At 72.7% G+C, this 16,410-nt stretch carries 13 protein-coding genes and 3 tRNA genes; 15 read left to right on the forward strand and 1 reads right to left on the reverse strand.

Annotated features, from left to right (window positions below):
* On the forward strand, positions 1-879 hold an 879-nt coding region (locus Q7W29_08595; protein ID MDO9171876.1), incomplete at its 5' end, for a hypothetical protein.
* Here Q7W29_08595 and mazG read toward each other — a convergent pair.
* On the reverse strand, positions 876-1,679 hold the full coding sequence (mazG, locus tag Q7W29_08600; GenBank protein MDO9171877.1) for a nucleoside triphosphate pyrophosphohydrolase: 804 nt from the start codon (positions 1,677-1,679) through the stop codon (positions 876-878). The genes Q7W29_08595 and mazG overlap by 4 nt on opposite strands.
* Before the next feature lie 149 nt (positions 1,680-1,828).
* Here mazG and uvrA point away from each other — a divergent pair, with 149 nt between their 5' ends.
* The 14 genes from uvrA to Q7W29_08670 form a co-directional block, all read left to right on the forward strand.
* Positions 1,829-4,642, forward strand: a complete 2,814-nt coding sequence (gene uvrA, locus Q7W29_08605; GenBank protein MDO9171878.1) for an excinuclease ABC subunit UvrA — start codon at positions 1,829-1,831, stop codon at positions 4,640-4,642.
* A complete protein-coding gene (gene galE, locus Q7W29_08610) occupies positions 4,639-5,616 on the forward strand; it encodes a UDP-glucose 4-epimerase GalE (protein MDO9171879.1) in 978 nt (325 codons plus the stop codon). The genes uvrA and galE overlap by 4 nt, the downstream gene beginning before the upstream one ends.
* Positions 5,617-5,762: 146 nt before the next feature.
* Positions 5,763-5,838, forward strand: a tRNA-Phe gene (locus tag Q7W29_08615).
* A gap of 19 nt (positions 5,839-5,857) precedes the next feature.
* A tRNA-Thr gene (locus Q7W29_08620) sits at positions 5,858-5,933 on the forward strand.
* An 80-nt stretch (positions 5,934-6,013) separates the two neighbouring features.
* A complete protein-coding gene (glmM, locus tag Q7W29_08625; GenBank protein ID MDO9171880.1) occupies positions 6,014-7,360 on the forward strand; it encodes a phosphoglucosamine mutase in 1,347 nt (448 codons plus the stop codon).
* 16 nt (positions 7,361-7,376) lie between these two features.
* Positions 7,377-9,200: a glutamine--fructose-6-phosphate transaminase (isomerizing) gene (gene glmS / locus Q7W29_08630; protein ID MDO9171881.1), complete on the forward strand. Its 1,824-nt coding sequence runs from the start codon at positions 7,377-7,379 to the stop codon at positions 9,198-9,200.
* Positions 9,201-9,219: 19 nt separating this feature from the next.
* Positions 9,220-9,603 (forward strand): RidA family protein, encoded by a 384-nt coding sequence (locus tag Q7W29_08635; protein ID MDO9171882.1) that lies wholly within the window; start codon positions 9,220-9,222, stop codon positions 9,601-9,603.
* Between the two features lie 49 nt (positions 9,604-9,652).
* Positions 9,653-9,751 (forward strand) — tRNA-Sec (locus Q7W29_08640).
* Positions 9,752-9,824: 73 nt separating this feature from the next.
* Entirely contained in the window at positions 9,825-10,748 is a 924-nt protein-coding gene (locus tag Q7W29_08645; protein MDO9171883.1) for a YegS/Rv2252/BmrU family lipid kinase, read from the forward strand.
* Complete coding sequence (locus tag Q7W29_08650; GenBank protein ID MDO9171884.1) at positions 10,745-11,398, forward strand: DUF5683 domain-containing protein; 654 nt, start codon at positions 10,745-10,747, stop codon at positions 11,396-11,398. Before Q7W29_08645 ends, Q7W29_08650 begins: the two co-directional genes overlap by 4 nt.
* 22 nt (positions 11,399-11,420) lie before the next feature.
* Positions 11,421-13,220, forward strand: a complete 1,800-nt coding sequence (gene lepA / locus Q7W29_08655) for a translation elongation factor 4 (protein ID MDO9171885.1) — start codon at positions 11,421-11,423, stop codon at positions 13,218-13,220.
* A gap of 105 nt (positions 13,221-13,325) precedes the next feature.
* Positions 13,326-14,264, forward strand: coding sequence for a signal peptidase I (gene lepB, locus Q7W29_08660; protein MDO9171886.1), 939 nt, complete (start codon positions 13,326-13,328; stop codon positions 14,262-14,264).
* On the forward strand, positions 14,261-15,511 hold the full coding sequence (locus Q7W29_08665) for a coproporphyrinogen-III oxidase family protein (GenBank protein ID MDO9171887.1): 1,251 nt from the start codon (positions 14,261-14,263) through the stop codon (positions 15,509-15,511). The genes lepB and Q7W29_08665 overlap by 4 nt, the downstream gene beginning before the upstream one ends.
* On the forward strand, positions 15,508-16,410 hold a 903-nt coding region (locus Q7W29_08670), incomplete at its 3' end, for a hypothetical protein (GenBank protein MDO9171888.1). The genes Q7W29_08665 and Q7W29_08670, both read left to right, overlap by 4 nt.

The raw sequence follows: 16,410 nt of genomic DNA on the forward strand, positions 1-16,410 counted from the left end.
TACCCCGCGGACGCCGGCGGCGTCGGCAACGACCCCTGGCTGTGGAGCGCGGGCGTCGACCTGCGCAAGTCCCTCGCCGTGCTGCACGTCACGTACGCGGCGGAAGCGTACCCCGCGTCCGCCGCGATCGCGGCGCGCGAGGCGTTCCACGCCCTCACCGCCGGCGTGCGCTGGGGCGCGGAGGACGGCTGGGCGCTGGACGTCGCCTACGAGGTGCCCCTGTCCCGCGAGGATCTGTCGACGCCGTTCACGTCGTCGGTGCCCGACTGGACGGTGGCGGTGGGCGTCAGCCGGGGTTTCGCCGTCGGCGGCACGGACCGCGACCGCGACGGCATCAACGATCGCCTGGACCTCTGTCCGGACGCGCCCGAGGACCGCGACGGCTTCCGCGACGAGGACGGCTGCCCGGACCCGGACAACGACGAGGACGGCGTGCCGGACGTGGCGGACGCGGCGCCCGATGTCGCCGAGGATCCGGACGGCTGGCGCGACCAGGACGGCGCGCCCGATCCGGACAACGACGGGGACGGGATCCTCGACCAGCAGGACCACTGCCCCTTCGAGGCCGAGAACTACAACGGCTACCAGGACACCGACGGTTGTCCCGACGAGATGGCGGACCGCGACGGGGACAGGATCGAGGACCGGGAGGACCGCTGCGCGGACGTCGCGGAGGATCTGGACGGTTTCGAGGACGAGGACGGTTGCCCCGATCCGGACAACGACCTCGACGGGATCCTCGACGCCCGCGACGGCTGCCCCGACCAGGCCGAGGACTACGACGGCGATCGCGACGACGACGGTTGCCCCGACGCGCCCGAGACGACCGAAACGCCCGAGTCGCCCGAGTCGCCCGCCGCGACCGGCGGCGCGGGCTAGGCTCCGCCGCGCTCCGCGCTCTTGGCGGCCTGCCAGGCGGCCTCGAGCTCGTCGAGGGACGCGGCGGCCAGGCGGTCGCGGTCGCCGCCGAACGCGGCCTCGACGGCGTGGAAACGGGAGCGGAAGCGGGCGTTGGCCCGGCGCAGCGCGACGTCCGGGGCGACGTCGAGCCGGCGGGCGAGGTTGGCCACCGAGAAGAGCAGGTCGCCGACCTCGTGCTCCATCGCCGGGGCGTCGCCGGCGGCGACGGCCTCGTCGAGTTCGGCCAGCTCCTCGCGGATCTTCTCCCGCACGCCTTCGAGATCGGGCCAGTCGAAGCCGACCTGGGCGGCGTCCTTCTGGTAGCGGTGGGCCTGGTGCAGCGGCGCGGACGCGGCCGGCAGGTCCTTCAGCAGGGACTCGCGGTCCGGGTCCAGGCCCTTGGCGCGCTTCTCCTGGGCTTTGACTTCGTTCCACCGCTGCTGGCTCTCGCCGGCGTCGCCGGCCGCGGCGCCGCCGAAGACGTGGGGGTGCCGCCGCACGAGCTTCGCGTCGGCCAGGTCGGCGACGTCTTCGAAGCCGGAGGGGGCCGTCTCACCGAGGATCTCCGCGACGAAGCAGACCATGAACAGCAGGTCGCCGAGCTCCTCCCGGACGTGGTCGAGATCCCCGCCGAGGGCGGCCTCCAGCAGTTCGGCCGACTCGTCGTGCAGGTGGTGCGCGGCGGTGGCCAGGGTCTGCTTGCGGTCCCAGGGACAGCCGTCCGGGGAGCGCAGGACGTGGATCGTGGACAGCAGCCGCTCGGTGTTCGGCAGGGGCATGGCGTATCCTCGGCGCGGGTGGGAAAATCGGGCCGTTGCGGCGGCCCCGGGACGCCGCCCAGTGTAAATCCCTTGTGCGGAATGCGAAAGAACGGATACCTTGGAAGGTCCCGCCGGCGGCGCGCCCGCGGCGGGGCCCAGGAGGAACGTTGATCGAGACCATCCGCATCCGCGGCGCCCGCCAGCACAACCTCAAGGGCTGCGACGTCGACATCCCGCGCGGCCGCCTGACGGCCGTCTCCGGCGTGTCCGGTTCGGGCAAGTCGTCGCTGGTCTTCGACACGCTCTACGCCGAGGGGCAGCGCACCTACGTCGAGTCCCTGTCGACCTACGCGCGCCAGTTCCTGGAGCGCATGCCCAAGCCCGACGTCGACTGGATCGACGGCATCAGCCCCGCCATCGCCATCGAGCAGCGCAACGCGGCCCGCAGCGGCCGCAGCACCGTCGGCACCGTCACCGAGATCAACGACTACCTGCGGGTGCTCTTCGCGCGCATCGGGCGGATCGTCTGCCCGGACTGCCGCGAGGCGGTGGTGCCGGAGACCCCGGCCACGGTGTGGCGCGAGACGGTCAAGCGCTGGGGGGCGGACGCGACGGCGCTCGTGGCCTACCCGCAGGAGATCAGCGGCGACGGCTCGCGCAGCGGCTGGGCCGAGCCGCTGCTGGCGCAGGGCTACCGGCGCGCCGTGGTGGGCGGGATCCTGGTGCGGCTGGACGAGGCCGCCGAGCCCGGCGCGCCGCGGCCGCGGGCGGGCGACGTCGTCGACGTCGTGGTGGACTCCGTGACGCTGGCGGCGGGGCAGAAGTCGCGCTTCGCCGAGGCCGTCGAGCTGGCCCTGCGCCAGGGAGGCGGCTGGGTCGCGGTGCGCTGCGGCGAAGAGCGTCGCGCCTACTCGTCGCGCCTGGTCTGCAACGGCTGCCGCCGCGAGTTCCCCGCGCCCACGCCGCACCTGTTCTCCTTCAACTCGCCCCAGGGAGCCTGCCCCGCCTGCAACGGCTTCGGCAATCGGCTGGAGTTCGACGAGGAGAAGATCGTCCCGGACGACACCCTGTCGCTGCTCGACGGCGCGGTGCGCCCCTGGCGCACGCCGGCCTTCGCCCGCGCGCACGCCGGGCTCATCCGCTTCGCGCGCCGCCGCGGCATCCCGGCGGACGCGCCCTGGCGCAAGCTGACCCGCGCCCAGCAGCGCGAAGTGCTCGAGACGCAGGAAACCGCCTACACGGGGATCCTGCCGTTCCTGGAAGAGATGCGGCGCGAGATGAAGAAGGGGCACCACCGCTTCTTCACCCGCCGCTTCATGGGCGACTCCCTCTGCCGGGCCTGCGGCGGTTCGCGCCTGCGCGGCGAGGCCCTGGCCGTGCGCGTCGGGCAGCTGGACGTCGGCGCCCTGGGCCGGCTGTCGCTGGGGGAGGCGCTGCAGAAGATGGAGGGCCTGCGCCCGTCGCGGGCCGACGCCGCCGCCGCCGGCGACGTCCTGGACGAGATCCGCAACCGGCTGCGCTTCCTCAACCGGGTCGGTCTCGACTACCTGACGCTCGACCGTCTCACGCGCACGCTGTCCGGCGGCGAGGCCCAGCGCATCCACCTGGCCAACGCGCTGGGCTCGCGCCTGACCGACACGCTCTACGTCCTGGACGAGCCCACCGCCGGGTTGCACGCCGCCGACGTCGAGCGGCTGATCGGCACGCTGCGCGACCTGGTCGAGGGCGGCAACACGGTCGTCGTCGTGGAGCACGACCTCGCGGTCCTGCGCGCGGCGGAGCACTTCGTCGAACTGGGTCCGGGCGCGGGCAGCCACGGCGGCGAGGTCGTCTTCCAGGGGCCGCTCGCCGAGCTGCTGGCCACGGGCACGACGCTGACCGCCGAGTACCTGCGCGGCGAGCGGTCGCTGCCCCGGCTCGCGCCCGTGCGCGAGGAGTCGCGGCGCCAGCTGGTCGTCCGCGGCGCTCGCCGCCACAACCTGCGCAACCTCGACGTCGCGATCCCTCTGCAGCGCCTGGTCTGCCTGACCGGGGTCTCGGGCTCGGGCAAGAGCACGCTGATGGGCGCCTGCCTCCACGACGGGCTGACCGGCAAGGAGGCCGGCGGCAAGGAGCGCGCGCGGCCCTTCACCGGCTTCCAGGGCGCGCACTGGATCGACCAGGTCGTGCTGGTGGACCAGTCGCCGATCGGCAAGTCCAGCCGCTCGAACCCGGCCACGTTCCTGGGCGTGCTCGCGCCGATCCGCGAGCTGTTCGCCGCGACTCCCGACGCCCGCGCGCGCGGCTTCCCGCCGGGCCGCTTCAGCTTCAACACCGCCGGCGGGCGCTGCCCGGAGTGCCAGGGGCTCGGCGAGCACCGCGTCGAGATGCACTTCATGGCCGACATCAGCGTGCCCTGCGAGGTGTGCGGCGGCAGCCGCTTCAACCCCGCCACGCTGGAGGTGCGCTGCCAGGGGCGGACCATCGCCGAGGTGCTGGCGATGACCGTCGAGGAGGCGCTGGCCTTCTTCCGCGGCGAGAACGCGCTGCGCGACAAGCTCTGGATCCTCAAGAAGGTCGGCCTGGGCTACCTCACCCTGGGACAGTCCGCCACGACGCTCTCGGGGGGGGAGAGCCAGCGCCTGAAGATCGCGCGCGAACTGACGGCGCCTTCGGGCAAGCACAACCTCTACCTGCTGGACGAGCCGACCACGGGCCTGCACATCCACGACGTGGCGGACCTGCTGCGCGTCCTGCACGATCTGGTCGCCCAGGGCCAGTCCGTCGTGGTCGTCGAGCACAACCTGGACCTGATCGAGCAGGCGGACTGGATCATCGACTTGGGGCCGGGCGGCGGGGACGCCGGCGGCTCCGTGGTCGTCGCGGGCACGCCGGCCGAGGTCGCGGCCTGCAAGGAGTCGGTCACGGGGCGCTACCTCGCGGCGCGCGGCGCGGGCCGCACCCGCCGGCGCCCCGGCACGTCGGCGAAGGAGGCAAGATGAGGGTGCTGGTCACCGGCGGCGCCGGTTACATCGGCAGCGTCACCGCCCGGGTCCTGCTGGCGCGGGGCCACGAGGTCGAGATCCTCGACGACTTCAGCACCGGCCACCGCGAGGCGCTGCCGCCGGGGGTCCCGCTGCACGAGGGCTCGCTCCTGGACGCGGTCTTCGTGGACCGGGTGTTGGCCGCGCCCGTCGACGCGGTGCTGCATTTCGCGGCCTTCAGCCTGGTCGGCGAGTCGGCGGTCCGCCCGCTGAAGTACTACCGCAACAACGTCGGCGGCAGCGTCAACCTGCTCGACGCCGCCGCGCGCGCGGGCATCGGGCGGTTCGTCTTCTCCTCGACGGCCGCCGTCTACGGCGAACCGGACGAGATGCCGATCACCGAGCACGCGCCGACCCGGCCGGTCAACCCGTACGGCCACACCAAGCTGGCGATCGAGTGGGCCCTGGCCGACACGGCGGCGGCCGCGGGATTCCCGGCCGTGGCGCTGCGCTACTTCAACGCGTGCGGCGCCTCGCAGGAACTGGGCGAGGACCACGAGCCGGAGACCCACCTGATCCCGCGCCTGCTGCGGTCGCTGCTGGACCCGGACGTCGACTTCGCCGTCTTCGGCGACGACTACCCGACGCCCGACGGCACCTGCATCCGCGACTACGTCCACGTCGCGGACCTGGCCGAGGCCCACGCCCTCGCCCTGGAGGCCGACCTGCGGCCCGGGCTGAGCGTCTACAATCTCGGCACCGAGACGGGAGCCTCGGTGCGGGAGATCCTGGCGGCCGCCGCGGCGGTCACCGGGCGGGAGATCGCGCCGCGCATCGAGCCGAGGCGGCCCGGCGACCCGGCGCGCCTGGTGGCGGGCAACGCCCGCGCCCGCCGCGATCTGGGCTGGCGGCCCCGCGGCGACGGCTTGCCGTCGATCCTGGCCGATGCCTGGCGCTGGCATCGGGACCACCCCCGCGGGTACCGCGGCTGAGGCCGCGGGAACCGGGGATGGCCGTGCGGCCCGAACGCGGGTATGCTGGCGGGCGTATTATTGCCGGTGGACGGCTTGACAGGGGTCGCGCGGGAGTGTTTACTTCCCGGACCGTCGCCGCAGGGCGGCGGTCCCGCGTCCGGTGTGCCTGGGTAGCTCAGTTGGTAGAGCACATGACTGAAAATCATGGTGTCGGTGGTTCAACTCCGCCCCCAGGCACCACTTCTCGTCCGACGTTCGAGCCGATGTAGCTCAGCTGGTAGAGCAGCTCACTCGTAATGAGCAGGTCTGGGGTTCGAGTCCCCACATCGGCTCCACCGCCCTGCGCCGTCCGACCCGCCGCCGCCAACGGCCGGCCCTGCCGGCTATGCGTCCAAGTCAGATGAAGGAGCCTGCATTGGCCCTGCGCATCAGCGTCTCGGGGATCCGGGGTGTGATCGGCGACGGACTCGACGCCGTCGTCGCGGCGCGGTGGGCCGCCGCCTTCGGCGCCTGGCTGCCGCCGGGCCCGGTCGTGGTCGGTCGCGACACCCGCCCCTCCGGCCCGGTCCTGCTGGACGCCGTGTCCTCGGCCCTGCGGTCGACGGGCCACGACGTCGTGGACATCGGCGTCGCCTCGACGCCCACCACCGAGATGGAAGTCCAGGAGAGCGACGCCGTCGGCGGCGTGATCATCACCGCGAGCCACAACCCGCAGCAGTGGAACGCGCTGAAGCTGCTCGACGGGCGGGGGCTGTTCCTGGGCGCGGAGGCCAACGCGGCCCTGCAGGTCCTGCTGGACACCGGCCGGGGCCACGTCGCCTGGGACCGCCTCGGCGGGATCGCGCGCCGCGACGGCGCCGACGCCCGGCACATCGCCGCCCTGCTGGCCCTGCCCTGGCTGGACACGCGGGCGATCGCCGCCCGCGGCTTCACGGCCGTCGTCGACGCCGTGGAAGGCGCCGGCGGCGCCCTGGTGCCGGAGCTGCTCGCCGCGCTGGGCGTGCGTTGCGTGCCCCTGCACTGCGGCCTGACGGGCCTGTTCCCGCACCCGGCCGAACCCACGCCCGCGAACCTGGCCGACCTGAGCGCGGCGGTCCGCCGCGAGGGCGCCGACCTCGGCTTCGCCGTCGACCCCGACGTGGATCGCCTGGTCCTGGCCGACGCGTCGGGACGCGTGCTGAACGAGGAGCTCACGCTCGCCGTCGCGGCCGACTTCCTGCTCGGGCGCGAGCCCGGCCCGGTCGCGATCAACCTCTCGACCACCGCGCTCGTCGAGGTCGTGGCCGCCCGCCACGGCGTCGGTGTGACCCGCACGCCCGTCGGCGAGGCCAACGTGGTCGAGGCCATGCTGCGCGAGGGCGCGGTCGTGGGCGGGGAGGGCAACGGCGGCGTCATCTACCCGGCGCTGCACCCGGGGCGGGACGCCCTGGTCGGGATCGCCATGGTCCTGCAGCACCTGGCCGACACCGGCCTGTCCCTGGCGGAACTCGTCGACCGCTACCCGCCGGTGGCCATGATCAAGGACAAGTTCGATCAAGAAGGACCGTTCGCGGCCGAAGACATCAAAGCGGGACTTGGAGTTGCGCTGGGTGAGGGCACGGTCGACGACCGTGACGGCCTGCGCTGGTCCGGCCCCGCCGGCTGGGTGCACATGCGCCCGTCGAACACCGAACCCATCGTCCGCGTGATCGCGGAGGCCGCCAGCGAGGCGCAGGCGCGGGACCTCGTGTCCCGTGCGCGTGCCCTGTGCGAGCGGGCCTGACGGCGAAGGAGCAGCCATGTGCGGGATCGTCGGCATCACGGGCGACAAGCAGGTCGCGCCCATCCTGATCGAGGGCCTCAAGCGGCTGGAGTACCGCGGCTACGACAGCGCGGGCATCGCGGTGATCAACGACGGCCTGCGCGTCGTCAAGCAGCAGGGCAAGATCAAGGCGCTCGAGATCGAGGCGGCCAACCACGACCTCAGCGGCCTGTGCGGCATCGCCCACACCCGTTGGGCGACGCACGGCGCGCCGAACCGCATCAACGCGCACCCGCACCAGGACGACGACGGCCGCCTGGCCCTGGTCCACAACGGCATCATCGAGAACTACACGGTGCTCAAGACGCAGCTGGTCAAGCAGGGCCACGTCTTCAAGTCGGAGACCGACACCGAGGTCCTGGCCCACCTCATCTCGCACCACTACCACGGGAACCTCGAGGAGGCGGTGCAGAAGGCCCTGTCGCTGGCCGAGGGGACCTACGGCATCGCGGTGATGCACGCGGACGAGCCGGGCAAGATCGTCGGCGCGCGCAAGGGCTCGCCGCTGGTGGTGGGCGTGGGGCAGGGCACCAACTACCTGGCCAGCGACGTGGCGGCGATCCTGGGCGAGACGCGCCAGGTCATCTACCTCGACGACGGCGAGCTCGCGGTGCTGACCCCGCACGACGTCCGCGTCCTGGGCATCCGCAACGAACTGCTGACCAAGGAGATCCAGGAGATCACCTGGGACCTCGACCGGATCCAGAAGGGCGGCTACCCGCACTTCATGCTCAAGGAGATCCACGAGCAGCCGGAGACCATCGTCGACGCCTTCCGCGGGCGCATCCTGCCCGACAGCGGCGACGTGAAGCTGTCGGGCCTGCGGCTCACGGACTGGGAGCTGCGCAACGTCCGCCGCATCATCATCCTGGCCTGCGGCACCAGCTTCCACGCCGGCCTGCTCGGCGAGTACCTCATCGAGGAGCACGCGGGCATCCCGGTGGAGGTGGAGTACGCGTCGGAGTTCCGCTACCGCTCGCCGGTGATCGAGCCCGGCACCCTCTGCCTGACGATCAGCCAGAGCGGGGAGACCATCGACACGCTCGAGGCCATGCGCGAGGCGAAGCGGCGCGGCGCCAAGGTGCTGGGCATCACCAACGTCGTGGGCTCGACGATCGCGCGCGAGACCGACGGCGGCATCTACATCCACGCCGGGCCCGAGATCGGCGTCGCCTCGACCAAGGCGTTCACCAGCCAGGTGACGATCCTGGTGCTGCTGACGATCATGCTCGGCCGCCGCCACACGATCTCCAGCGAGCGGGGCATGCGCCTGCTCGAGGACCTGCAGCGCATCCCGGAGAAGATCCGGCAGATCCTGGCCCGCGACGAGGAGATCCGCGAGATCGCCGCCGTCTACAAGGACCACAGCAACTTCCTGTACCTCGGCCGCGGCTACAACTTCCCGATCGCGCTCGAGGGCGCCCTGAAGCTGAAGGAGATCAGCTACATCCACGCCGAGGGCTACCCCGCCGCCGAGATGAAGCACGGGCCCATCGCGCTGATCGACCCCGACATGCCGGTGGTCGTGATCTGCACGCGCGACGGCAGCTACCAGAAGATCAAGGGCAACGTGCAGGAGGTGAAGGCCCGCTCGGGCAAGGTGATCAGCATCGTCACCGAGGACGAGGAGGAGATCGCCGCCATGAGCGACCACGTCATCCGCATCCCCGCCTCCTCGGAGCTCCTGTCGCCGCTGCTGGCCGTCGTGCCCCTGCAGCTGCTGGCCTACCACATCGCCGTCATGCGTGGCTGCAACGTCGACCAGCCGCGCAATCTCGCCAAGAGCGTCACCGTCGAGTGACGCCGAAGGAGGATCCGCCATGTCGCGCAAGGTGCTCGCGTCGTCCCAGGCCCCGGCCGCCGTCGGTCCCTACAGCCAGGGAGTCGCCGCCGCCGGGCTCGTGTTCACGGCCGGCCAGATCGGCCTCGACCCCGCCACGGGCAAGTTCGTCCCCGGCGGCGTGGTCGAGCAGGCCCGCCGGGCCCTGGACAACGCGCGGGCCGTGGTCGAGGCCGGCGGCGCCACGCTGGCCGACGTCGTGAAGGTCACCGTGTTCCTGGCGGACATGGGCGACTTCGCGGCGTTCAACGAGGTCTACCGGGAGTTCTTCACCGCCGACTTCCCCGCCCGTTCCGCCGTCGGTGTCGCCGCCCTGCCGGTCGGCGCGCTGGTCGAGGTGGAGATGATCGCGGCGACGCGCTGATTTTCGGTGGGTCCGGCCGGGACTCTGGTGTATCCTGTCGGCCGTGCACGGGAGTGGATGGGGCCTGGTGGCTTCCCGGGACTTCAAATCCCTGTGTCGGGCGCGTTGAACCGTCCGAGGTGGGTTCGATTCCCACACATTCCCGCCAGACCGGCCACCGGGCGTGCGACGCGGCGCGAGCCGCGTTTTTCGCGCCTGCCCGCGCGGCTCACGGAGCAGGCATGGAGACGGCGGCGCTGATCCTCAACCCCGTGGCGGGCCCCCGCCGCGGGCGCCTCGCCCCGGCCGCCGCAGCGGCCCTACTGCGCGGGGCGGGCGTCGAGCCCGAGATCCTGGTCACCGCCCGCGCCCACGAGGCGACCGACCTGGCCGCCCGGGCGGCGGAGCGGCACCCCTGGGTCGCGGTCGCCGGCGGCGACGGCACCGTCAGCGAGGTCGTCCGCGGCCTGGCCGGAACGCCCGCCACGCTGGTGGTGTTGCCGACCGGCAGCGGCAACGACTTCGCCCGCGGGCTGGGCATCGCCGACGCGCTCGCGGGCGCGGGCGCGATCCGCGACGGTCGCACCCGCGCGGTCGACGTCGCGGAGTTCGCCGGCCGCGTGTTCGTGAACTCGTGCGGCCTGCTGCTGGACGGAGAGGTCGCCCTGGCGGCGGCCGCCGTGGACCGGCGCTGGGGCCGGCTGCGCTACCCGCTGGCGACCCTGGGGCCGCTGGCCCGCTGCCGTCCCGCCCGCGTCCGCTGGACGCTGCGCGACGCGGACGGCGCGACGACGCTCGAGGGGGACTGGATGCTGGCCGAGATCGGCAACGGCCCGCGCTGCGGCGGCGGCTTCCTGCTGACGCCGGACGCCGACCCGGGCGACGGCCTGCTCGACCTCTGCCTCGTGCCAGCCCTGCGGCGCCGCGACCTCGTCAGGCTGCTGCCGCGCGGGATCCGCGGCACCCACGTCGACGACCCGCGGGTGACGATGCGGCGGATCACCGGCGCGACCGTCGAATTCGCGGCGCCGGCCGCGGCGCACTGGGACGGGGAAGCCGGGCGCCTGCCCGCCGGCGGTCACGAACTGCGCCTGCTGCCGCACGGCGTGCTGGTCCGCGTGCCGGCCCGAACGCGGGGCCGCGGACGCGGCGGGGAGGGACGATGAAACCGGCGGCGGTCCTGGTCGTGGTCGCGGCGGCCCTGGCGTGCGGTTCCGGCCGCGCCGTCGCGGATGCGGCGCCGCTCGCCGCTGCCGCGGCGAGCGCCGACAGCGCCGCGGCGGTGGTCGCCGCGCCGGTCGAAGCGACGACCGACTCGACGATCGCGCCCGTCGTCCACGCGGCGCCCGCGATCAGGGAATTCCGCCTCGCCTCGCCGGTCAACCCGACCCTGGCGACGGTGATGTCGCCGGTCTTCCCCGGCTGGGGGCAGCTCTACGCGGACAACGGCTGGCGCGGGGTGCTGGCCTTCGGCGCGGAGATGTTCTACTGGTCGCGCCTGCTGATGTACGACCGCAAGGCCGAGCGCCTGCTGGACTGGCGGGACGCGACGGACAACGATGCGGTGCGGGACTTCTACTGGGCGCAGGCCGAGGAGTACCGCGAGCTGGCCCGCGACAACGCCTGGTGGTCGGCGGGCGCGATGTTCATCATGGCGCTCGACGCCTACGTCGGCGCCCACCTGCACCGGTTCGAGCACGATCCGGTGCCCGTTCCCTCGAACTGGGATCCGGGCGACGTCCCCCAGCCGATCGAGCTGCCCGAAGCGGGCCGCCCGGCGGGGGCCGCGACCCTGGGCTGGTCCGCCACGTTCTGAAACGACGAACCGGGATGCGACGATGACCGAGATGGAACGCACGCGCAACTTCTGCATCATCGCCCACATCGACCACGGCAAGTCGACGCTGGCCGACCGTCTGCTCGAGTACACGGGCACGCTCAAGGGCAAGGACCTCAAGGCCCAGGTGCTGGACTCCATGGACCTCGAGCAGGAGCGCGGCATCACCATCAAGAGCCACCCGATCCGCATGACCTACACGGCCGCGGGCGTGTCCTACGTCCTGAACCTCATCGACACCCCGGGCCACGTCGACTTCAACTACGAGGTCTCGCGCAGCCTCGCCGCCTGCGAGGGGGCCCTGCTCGTCGTCGACGCCGTGCAGGGCGTCCAGGCGCAGACCATCAACAACCTCTACCTGGCCGTCGAGCACGGGCTGACGATCCTGCCGGTGATCAACAAGATCGACCTGGCGGCGGCGCGCCCGGAGTACGTGGCCGACCAGCTGGGCGACCTGATCGGCTGCCAGCGCTCCGAGGTGATGATGGTCAGCGCCAAATCCGGCGCGGGCATCGACGAGCTGCTGGCGGCGATCATCGCGCAGGTGCCGCCGCCGGCCGGCGACCCCGAGGCGCCGGTCAAGGCGCTGATCTTCGACTCGCTGTTCGACCCCTACGTCGGCGCGGTCGCCTACCTGCGGGTCATGGAGGGCACGCTGCGCAAGGGGGACAAGGTCAAGCTGATGCGCCAGGACCGCGTCCACGACATCGGCGAGATCGGCTGGTTCCGGCTGCAGCGCGTGCCGCGCCAGCACCTGTCGGCGGGCGAGGTCGGCTACATCGCGACCGGGGCCAAGGACGTGCGCCACATCCGCGTCGGCGACACCGTGACCCTCGCCGAGCGGCCCTGCGCGGAGCCGCTGGCGGGCTACGCCGAGGCCAAGCCGATGGTCTTCAGCGGCTTCTACCCGACGGACAACGACGCCTACAACGAGCTGAAGGACGCGCTGCAGAAGCTGCAGCTCAACGACGCCTCGCTGACCTGGGAACCCGAGAAGAGCGCCGCGCTCGGTTTCGGCTTCCGCTGCGGCTTCCTGGGCCTGCTGCACATGGAGATCGTCCAGGAGCGCCTCGAGCGGGAGTACGACCTGAACCTGATCGCCACGCTCCCCAACGTGGAGTACGAGGTCGATACCAAGGACGGGCGCACCCTGCTGGTGGAGAACCCGGCGCTGATGCCGTCGCCGCACGACACGCTGCAGATCCGCGAGCCCATCGTGCGCGCCACCGTGATCACGCCCAAGGAGTTCATCGGCAACGTCATCCAGATCACGCTGGAGAGGCGCGGCGTGCAGAAGAAGATGGAGTACATCGACACCGAACGGGTGACCCTGGAGTTCGACCTGCCGCTCAACGAGCTGGTGGTCGACTACTACGACAAGTTGAAGTCGGTGACCAAGGGCTACGCCTCGCTCGACTACGAGTACCTGGCCCACCGCCCGGGCGACCTGATCCGGCTCGACCTGCTCATCAACGGCGACCCGGTCGACGCCCTGGCCTGCATCGTGCACCGCGACGGCGCCTACAACTGGGGCCTCGAGCTGTGCCGCAAGCTCAAGGAGCTGATCCCGCGCCAGATGTTCCAGGTGGCGATCCAGGCCTCGATCGGCACCCGCGTGGTGGCGCGCACGACCGTCAAGCCCTTCCGCAAGAACGTGACCGCCAAGTGCTACGGCGGCGACATCTCGCGCAAGCGGAAGCTGCTGGAGAAGCAGAAGGAAGGCAAACGCCGCATGAAGCAGGTGGGGGCCGTCGAGATCCCGCAGGAGGCGTTCATGGCCCTGCTCAAGGTCGAGCGCTAGGCCGGGCGTACCCGGCACGGAACGGGCCGCGGCCCGACCAGAGGAAGGAACGGCACGATGTTCGGTCGCAAGAGGCAGCAGGGTGCGCGGCGGCAGGAAACGCGGATGCAGAGATCGGCGCGCACCGGGTTCCGCCACCGCCTGTGGGCGGACTACGTCAAGCCGATCGGCACGGCCGTGCTGGTGGCGCTGGTGATCCGCCAGTTCGTGATCCAGGCGTTCCGGATCCCTTCGCCCTCCATGGTCAACACGCTGCTGGTCGGCGATTTCCTGTTCGTGAACAAGTACCTCTACGGCGCCAAGACGCCCGAGCGCATCCGCATCCCCCTGGTGAACTGGACGCTCGCGGACGACCTGCCCGTGCTGAAGCTGCCGGCGCTGCGGGCGCCGCGCCGCGGCGACATCATCGTCTTCGAGTTCCCCAAGGACCGCACGCAGGACTACATCAAGCGCTGCGTCGCCGTGGCCGGCGACCGGGTCGAGGTCCGCCAGGGGCTGCTGCGGGTCAACGGCGAGCTCTACGAGGACGCGCTCGACCATCCCGGCCGCGTGACCCAGGTGCAGTCCGCCGGCGCGCGCAGCCTCCCGCACACCCTGCACAACGCGGCCGCGGACGCGCGGGCCTTCGGGCGCGAGTACGGTCTGGCCGAGGCGCTGCGCACCGAGGGCCTCACGCCGCGCCGCTTCGTCGAGATGGTCGAAGCGGCCGTCGCCGCCGGCGCCGGACTCGACCCGGCCGCGCTGGCCGGCGACCTCGCGCCGCTGCGCGCCCACATCGACGGCAGCGGCTCGCTGACCGTCCTGGAGATGAGCCGCCACATGGGCGCGCTGCACGCCGCCGCGGCCGCCGCGGCCGCGCCGTTCGTGGTGCCGTCCGGGACGATCTTCATGATGGGCGACAACCGCGACAACAGCTACGACAGCCGCGGCTGGGGGCCGCTCGACCTGGACCTGGTCAAGGGCAAGGCCATCTTCATCTACTGGTCCTGGGACGCGCAGCGATTCATGCCACGGCTCGCCCGGATCGGCGACCTGATCCGGTGAACGCCGCGCCCGCGCAGCGACCGCCGCCTCGGCGCCGCCCGGGCGGCGGTGTCTACATCCACGTGCCGTTCTGCGCCTCCCTGTGCTCCTACTGCCGCTTCCCGCGCACCGACCGCCACGACGGCGCGTCCCGGCGGCGGCTGGTCGCGGCCGTGATCGCCGAATTCGCGCTGCGCCGCGACGCCTGCGCGACGCTGCGCGACGGGCGGCGACCGGCGCTGACCTGCTACGTCGGCGGCGGCACGCCCTCGGTCCTGGAGCCCGGCCTCTTCGTCGACCTGCTGCAGGGCACCTGGGGCCGCCTGGCCCGCGCGGGCCGGGCCGAAGTGACTGCCGAGGCGAACCCCGAGAGCTTCGACGAGGCGCGGGCCGACGCCTGGCGCGGGGCGGGCGTCGGGCGCGTCAGCCTGGGCGTCCAGAGCCTCGACCCGGACGTGCTGCGCCTGCTCGGCCGCCGCTGCGACCCCGACCGCGCCCGCGCCGCGCTGCGCCTGGCCGCGTCGCGCTTCCCGCGCGTCAGCGCCGACTGGATCCTGGCGCCGGGCTGCCGCCGCGACCGGCTCGCGCGGGAGTTCGCCGAAGCCCGCGACCTCGGCGTGGGCCACGTCTCGTTCTACATCCTCGAACTGCACGCGGGCACGCCGCTGACCGCTGACGTCGAGGCCGGACGCGTGCCCCGGCCCCGCGACGCCGAGGTCGAGGCCCTCTACCTGGGCGCCTGCGAGGACCTGGCGCGCCTGGGCTACCGGCAGTACGAGATCTCCAACTTCTGCCTGCCCGGCCAGCGGTCGCGCCACAACGCCGCCTACTGGCGGCGGACGCCCTACCTCGGGCTCGGTCCCGGCGCCCACGGCTTCGCCGGGAACCGCCGCTACGCCAACCTCGCCGACCTGACGCGCTACGTCGCCGAGGTGGAGGCGGGGCGCCTGCCCGAGGCCCGGGTCGACCGCCTCGGTCCCGCGGCCCGCCGGCTCGAACGGATGTTCCTGCCGCTGCGCACCGCCGCCGGCGCGCCCCTGCGCGACCTGCCGGCGAACGACGCCGTCCTGGCACGCGGGGAGGCCGAAGGACTCTGGCGGCGCGCGCGGGGGCGCCTGGCCCTGACGCCGCGGGGCCGCCTGAGGATCGACGACGTCGAGACGCTGTTCGCCGGCCTCGCGGGGCGCGGGCCGGTTGACACACCGAAATCGTTCGGTCTAACTTGTGGGCCCGTCCCCGGGACGGGCGCGACGGGAGCCGCCGGATGACCAACAGGGACAGCAGACTCGACACGGTCCTGGAAGCCGTCGTGCGGCTGTACAGCCGCACCGGTCAGCCGGTGAGCTCCGCCCTGGTGGTGCAGTGGCTGGGTGGCGCCGTCAGCTCCGCGACGGTGCGCGGCGACATGGGCCGGCTCGAGCGGGAAGGCTACCTCGCGAAGCCCCACGTCTCGGCGGGGCGCGTGCCCACCGACGCCGGGTTCCGGGCGTTCGTGAACCGGCTGCTCGTGGCGGCGCCGGGCGAGGCCACCGCCGGCCGCAGCCTGCGGGCCCTGGTGGACCGGGAACTCGAGCGCTCGCGCGGCACGCACGCGATGGTCAAGGCGCTCGCGGCGCTGCTGTGCCGCCTGACCGACAACATCGGCATCATCCTGGGGCCGGCCTGGGACCAGGTGCGGGCCCGGCGCCTGGACCTGTACCCGAAGGAACACCGCCGCGTCCTGATGGTGCTGGTGCTGGACAACGCCCTGGTGCGGACCGGCACCTTCGCCGTGGATCTCGACGTCACGCCCGAGGCCCTCGACGACGCGGCCCGCATCCTGAGCGAGCGCATCAGCGGCCGCACCATCGACGAGATCCGGCACGGCGTGCTCGCATCGCTCGACACCGACGACAGCGACGCCGGCCGGATCGCCCGGGACGTCGCGCGCAACGGCGCGTCCCTCTTCGACGACGTGGAGGCCGCCGACCTCGAGCTGATGGGCGTGGCCAACGTCCTGGACGAGCCCGAGTTCTCCGACCCCGGCCAGCTCAAGCGGCTGGTGAAGTTCCTGGAGTCGCCGCGCGAGATCCGCTCCGCGCTGCGGCGCCTCAGCCCGGAGAACGAGGACGGCATCGCGGTCTGGATCGGCTCGGAGAACCCGATCGGCGAGCTGCAGGCCTTCAGC

This window comes from bacterium (assembly GCA_030654305.1).
In the GTDB taxonomy this organism is placed as follows: domain Bacteria; phylum Krumholzibacteriota; class Krumholzibacteriia; order LZORAL124-64-63; family LZORAL124-64-63; genus PNOJ01.

What these genes read in the sequence shown, in the direction of transcription:
- mazG (MDO9171877.1), bottom strand. Translation starts at nt 1,679, where the DNA reads ATGCCCCTGCCGAACACCGAGCGGCTGCTGTCCACGATCCACGTCCTG.
- galE (MDO9171879.1), top strand. Translation starts at nt 4,639, where the DNA reads ATGAGGGTGCTGGTCACCGGCGGCGCCGGTTACATCGGCAGCGTCACC.
- glmS (MDO9171881.1), top strand. Translation starts at nt 7,377, where the DNA reads ATGTGCGGGATCGTCGGCATCACGGGCGACAAGCAGGTCGCGCCCATC.
- Q7W29_08635 (MDO9171882.1), top strand. Translation starts at nt 9,220, where the DNA reads ATGTCGCGCAAGGTGCTCGCGTCGTCCCAGGCCCCGGCCGCCGTCGGT.
- Q7W29_08645 (MDO9171883.1), top strand. Translation starts at nt 9,825, where the DNA reads ATGGAGACGGCGGCGCTGATCCTCAACCCCGTGGCGGGCCCCCGCCGC.
- Q7W29_08650 (MDO9171884.1), top strand. Translation starts at nt 10,745, where the DNA reads ATGAAACCGGCGGCGGTCCTGGTCGTGGTCGCGGCGGCCCTGGCGTGC.
- lepA (MDO9171885.1), top strand. Translation starts at nt 11,421, where the DNA reads ATGACCGAGATGGAACGCACGCGCAACTTCTGCATCATCGCCCACATC.
- lepB (MDO9171886.1), top strand. Translation starts at nt 13,326, where the DNA reads ATGCAGAGATCGGCGCGCACCGGGTTCCGCCACCGCCTGTGGGCGGAC.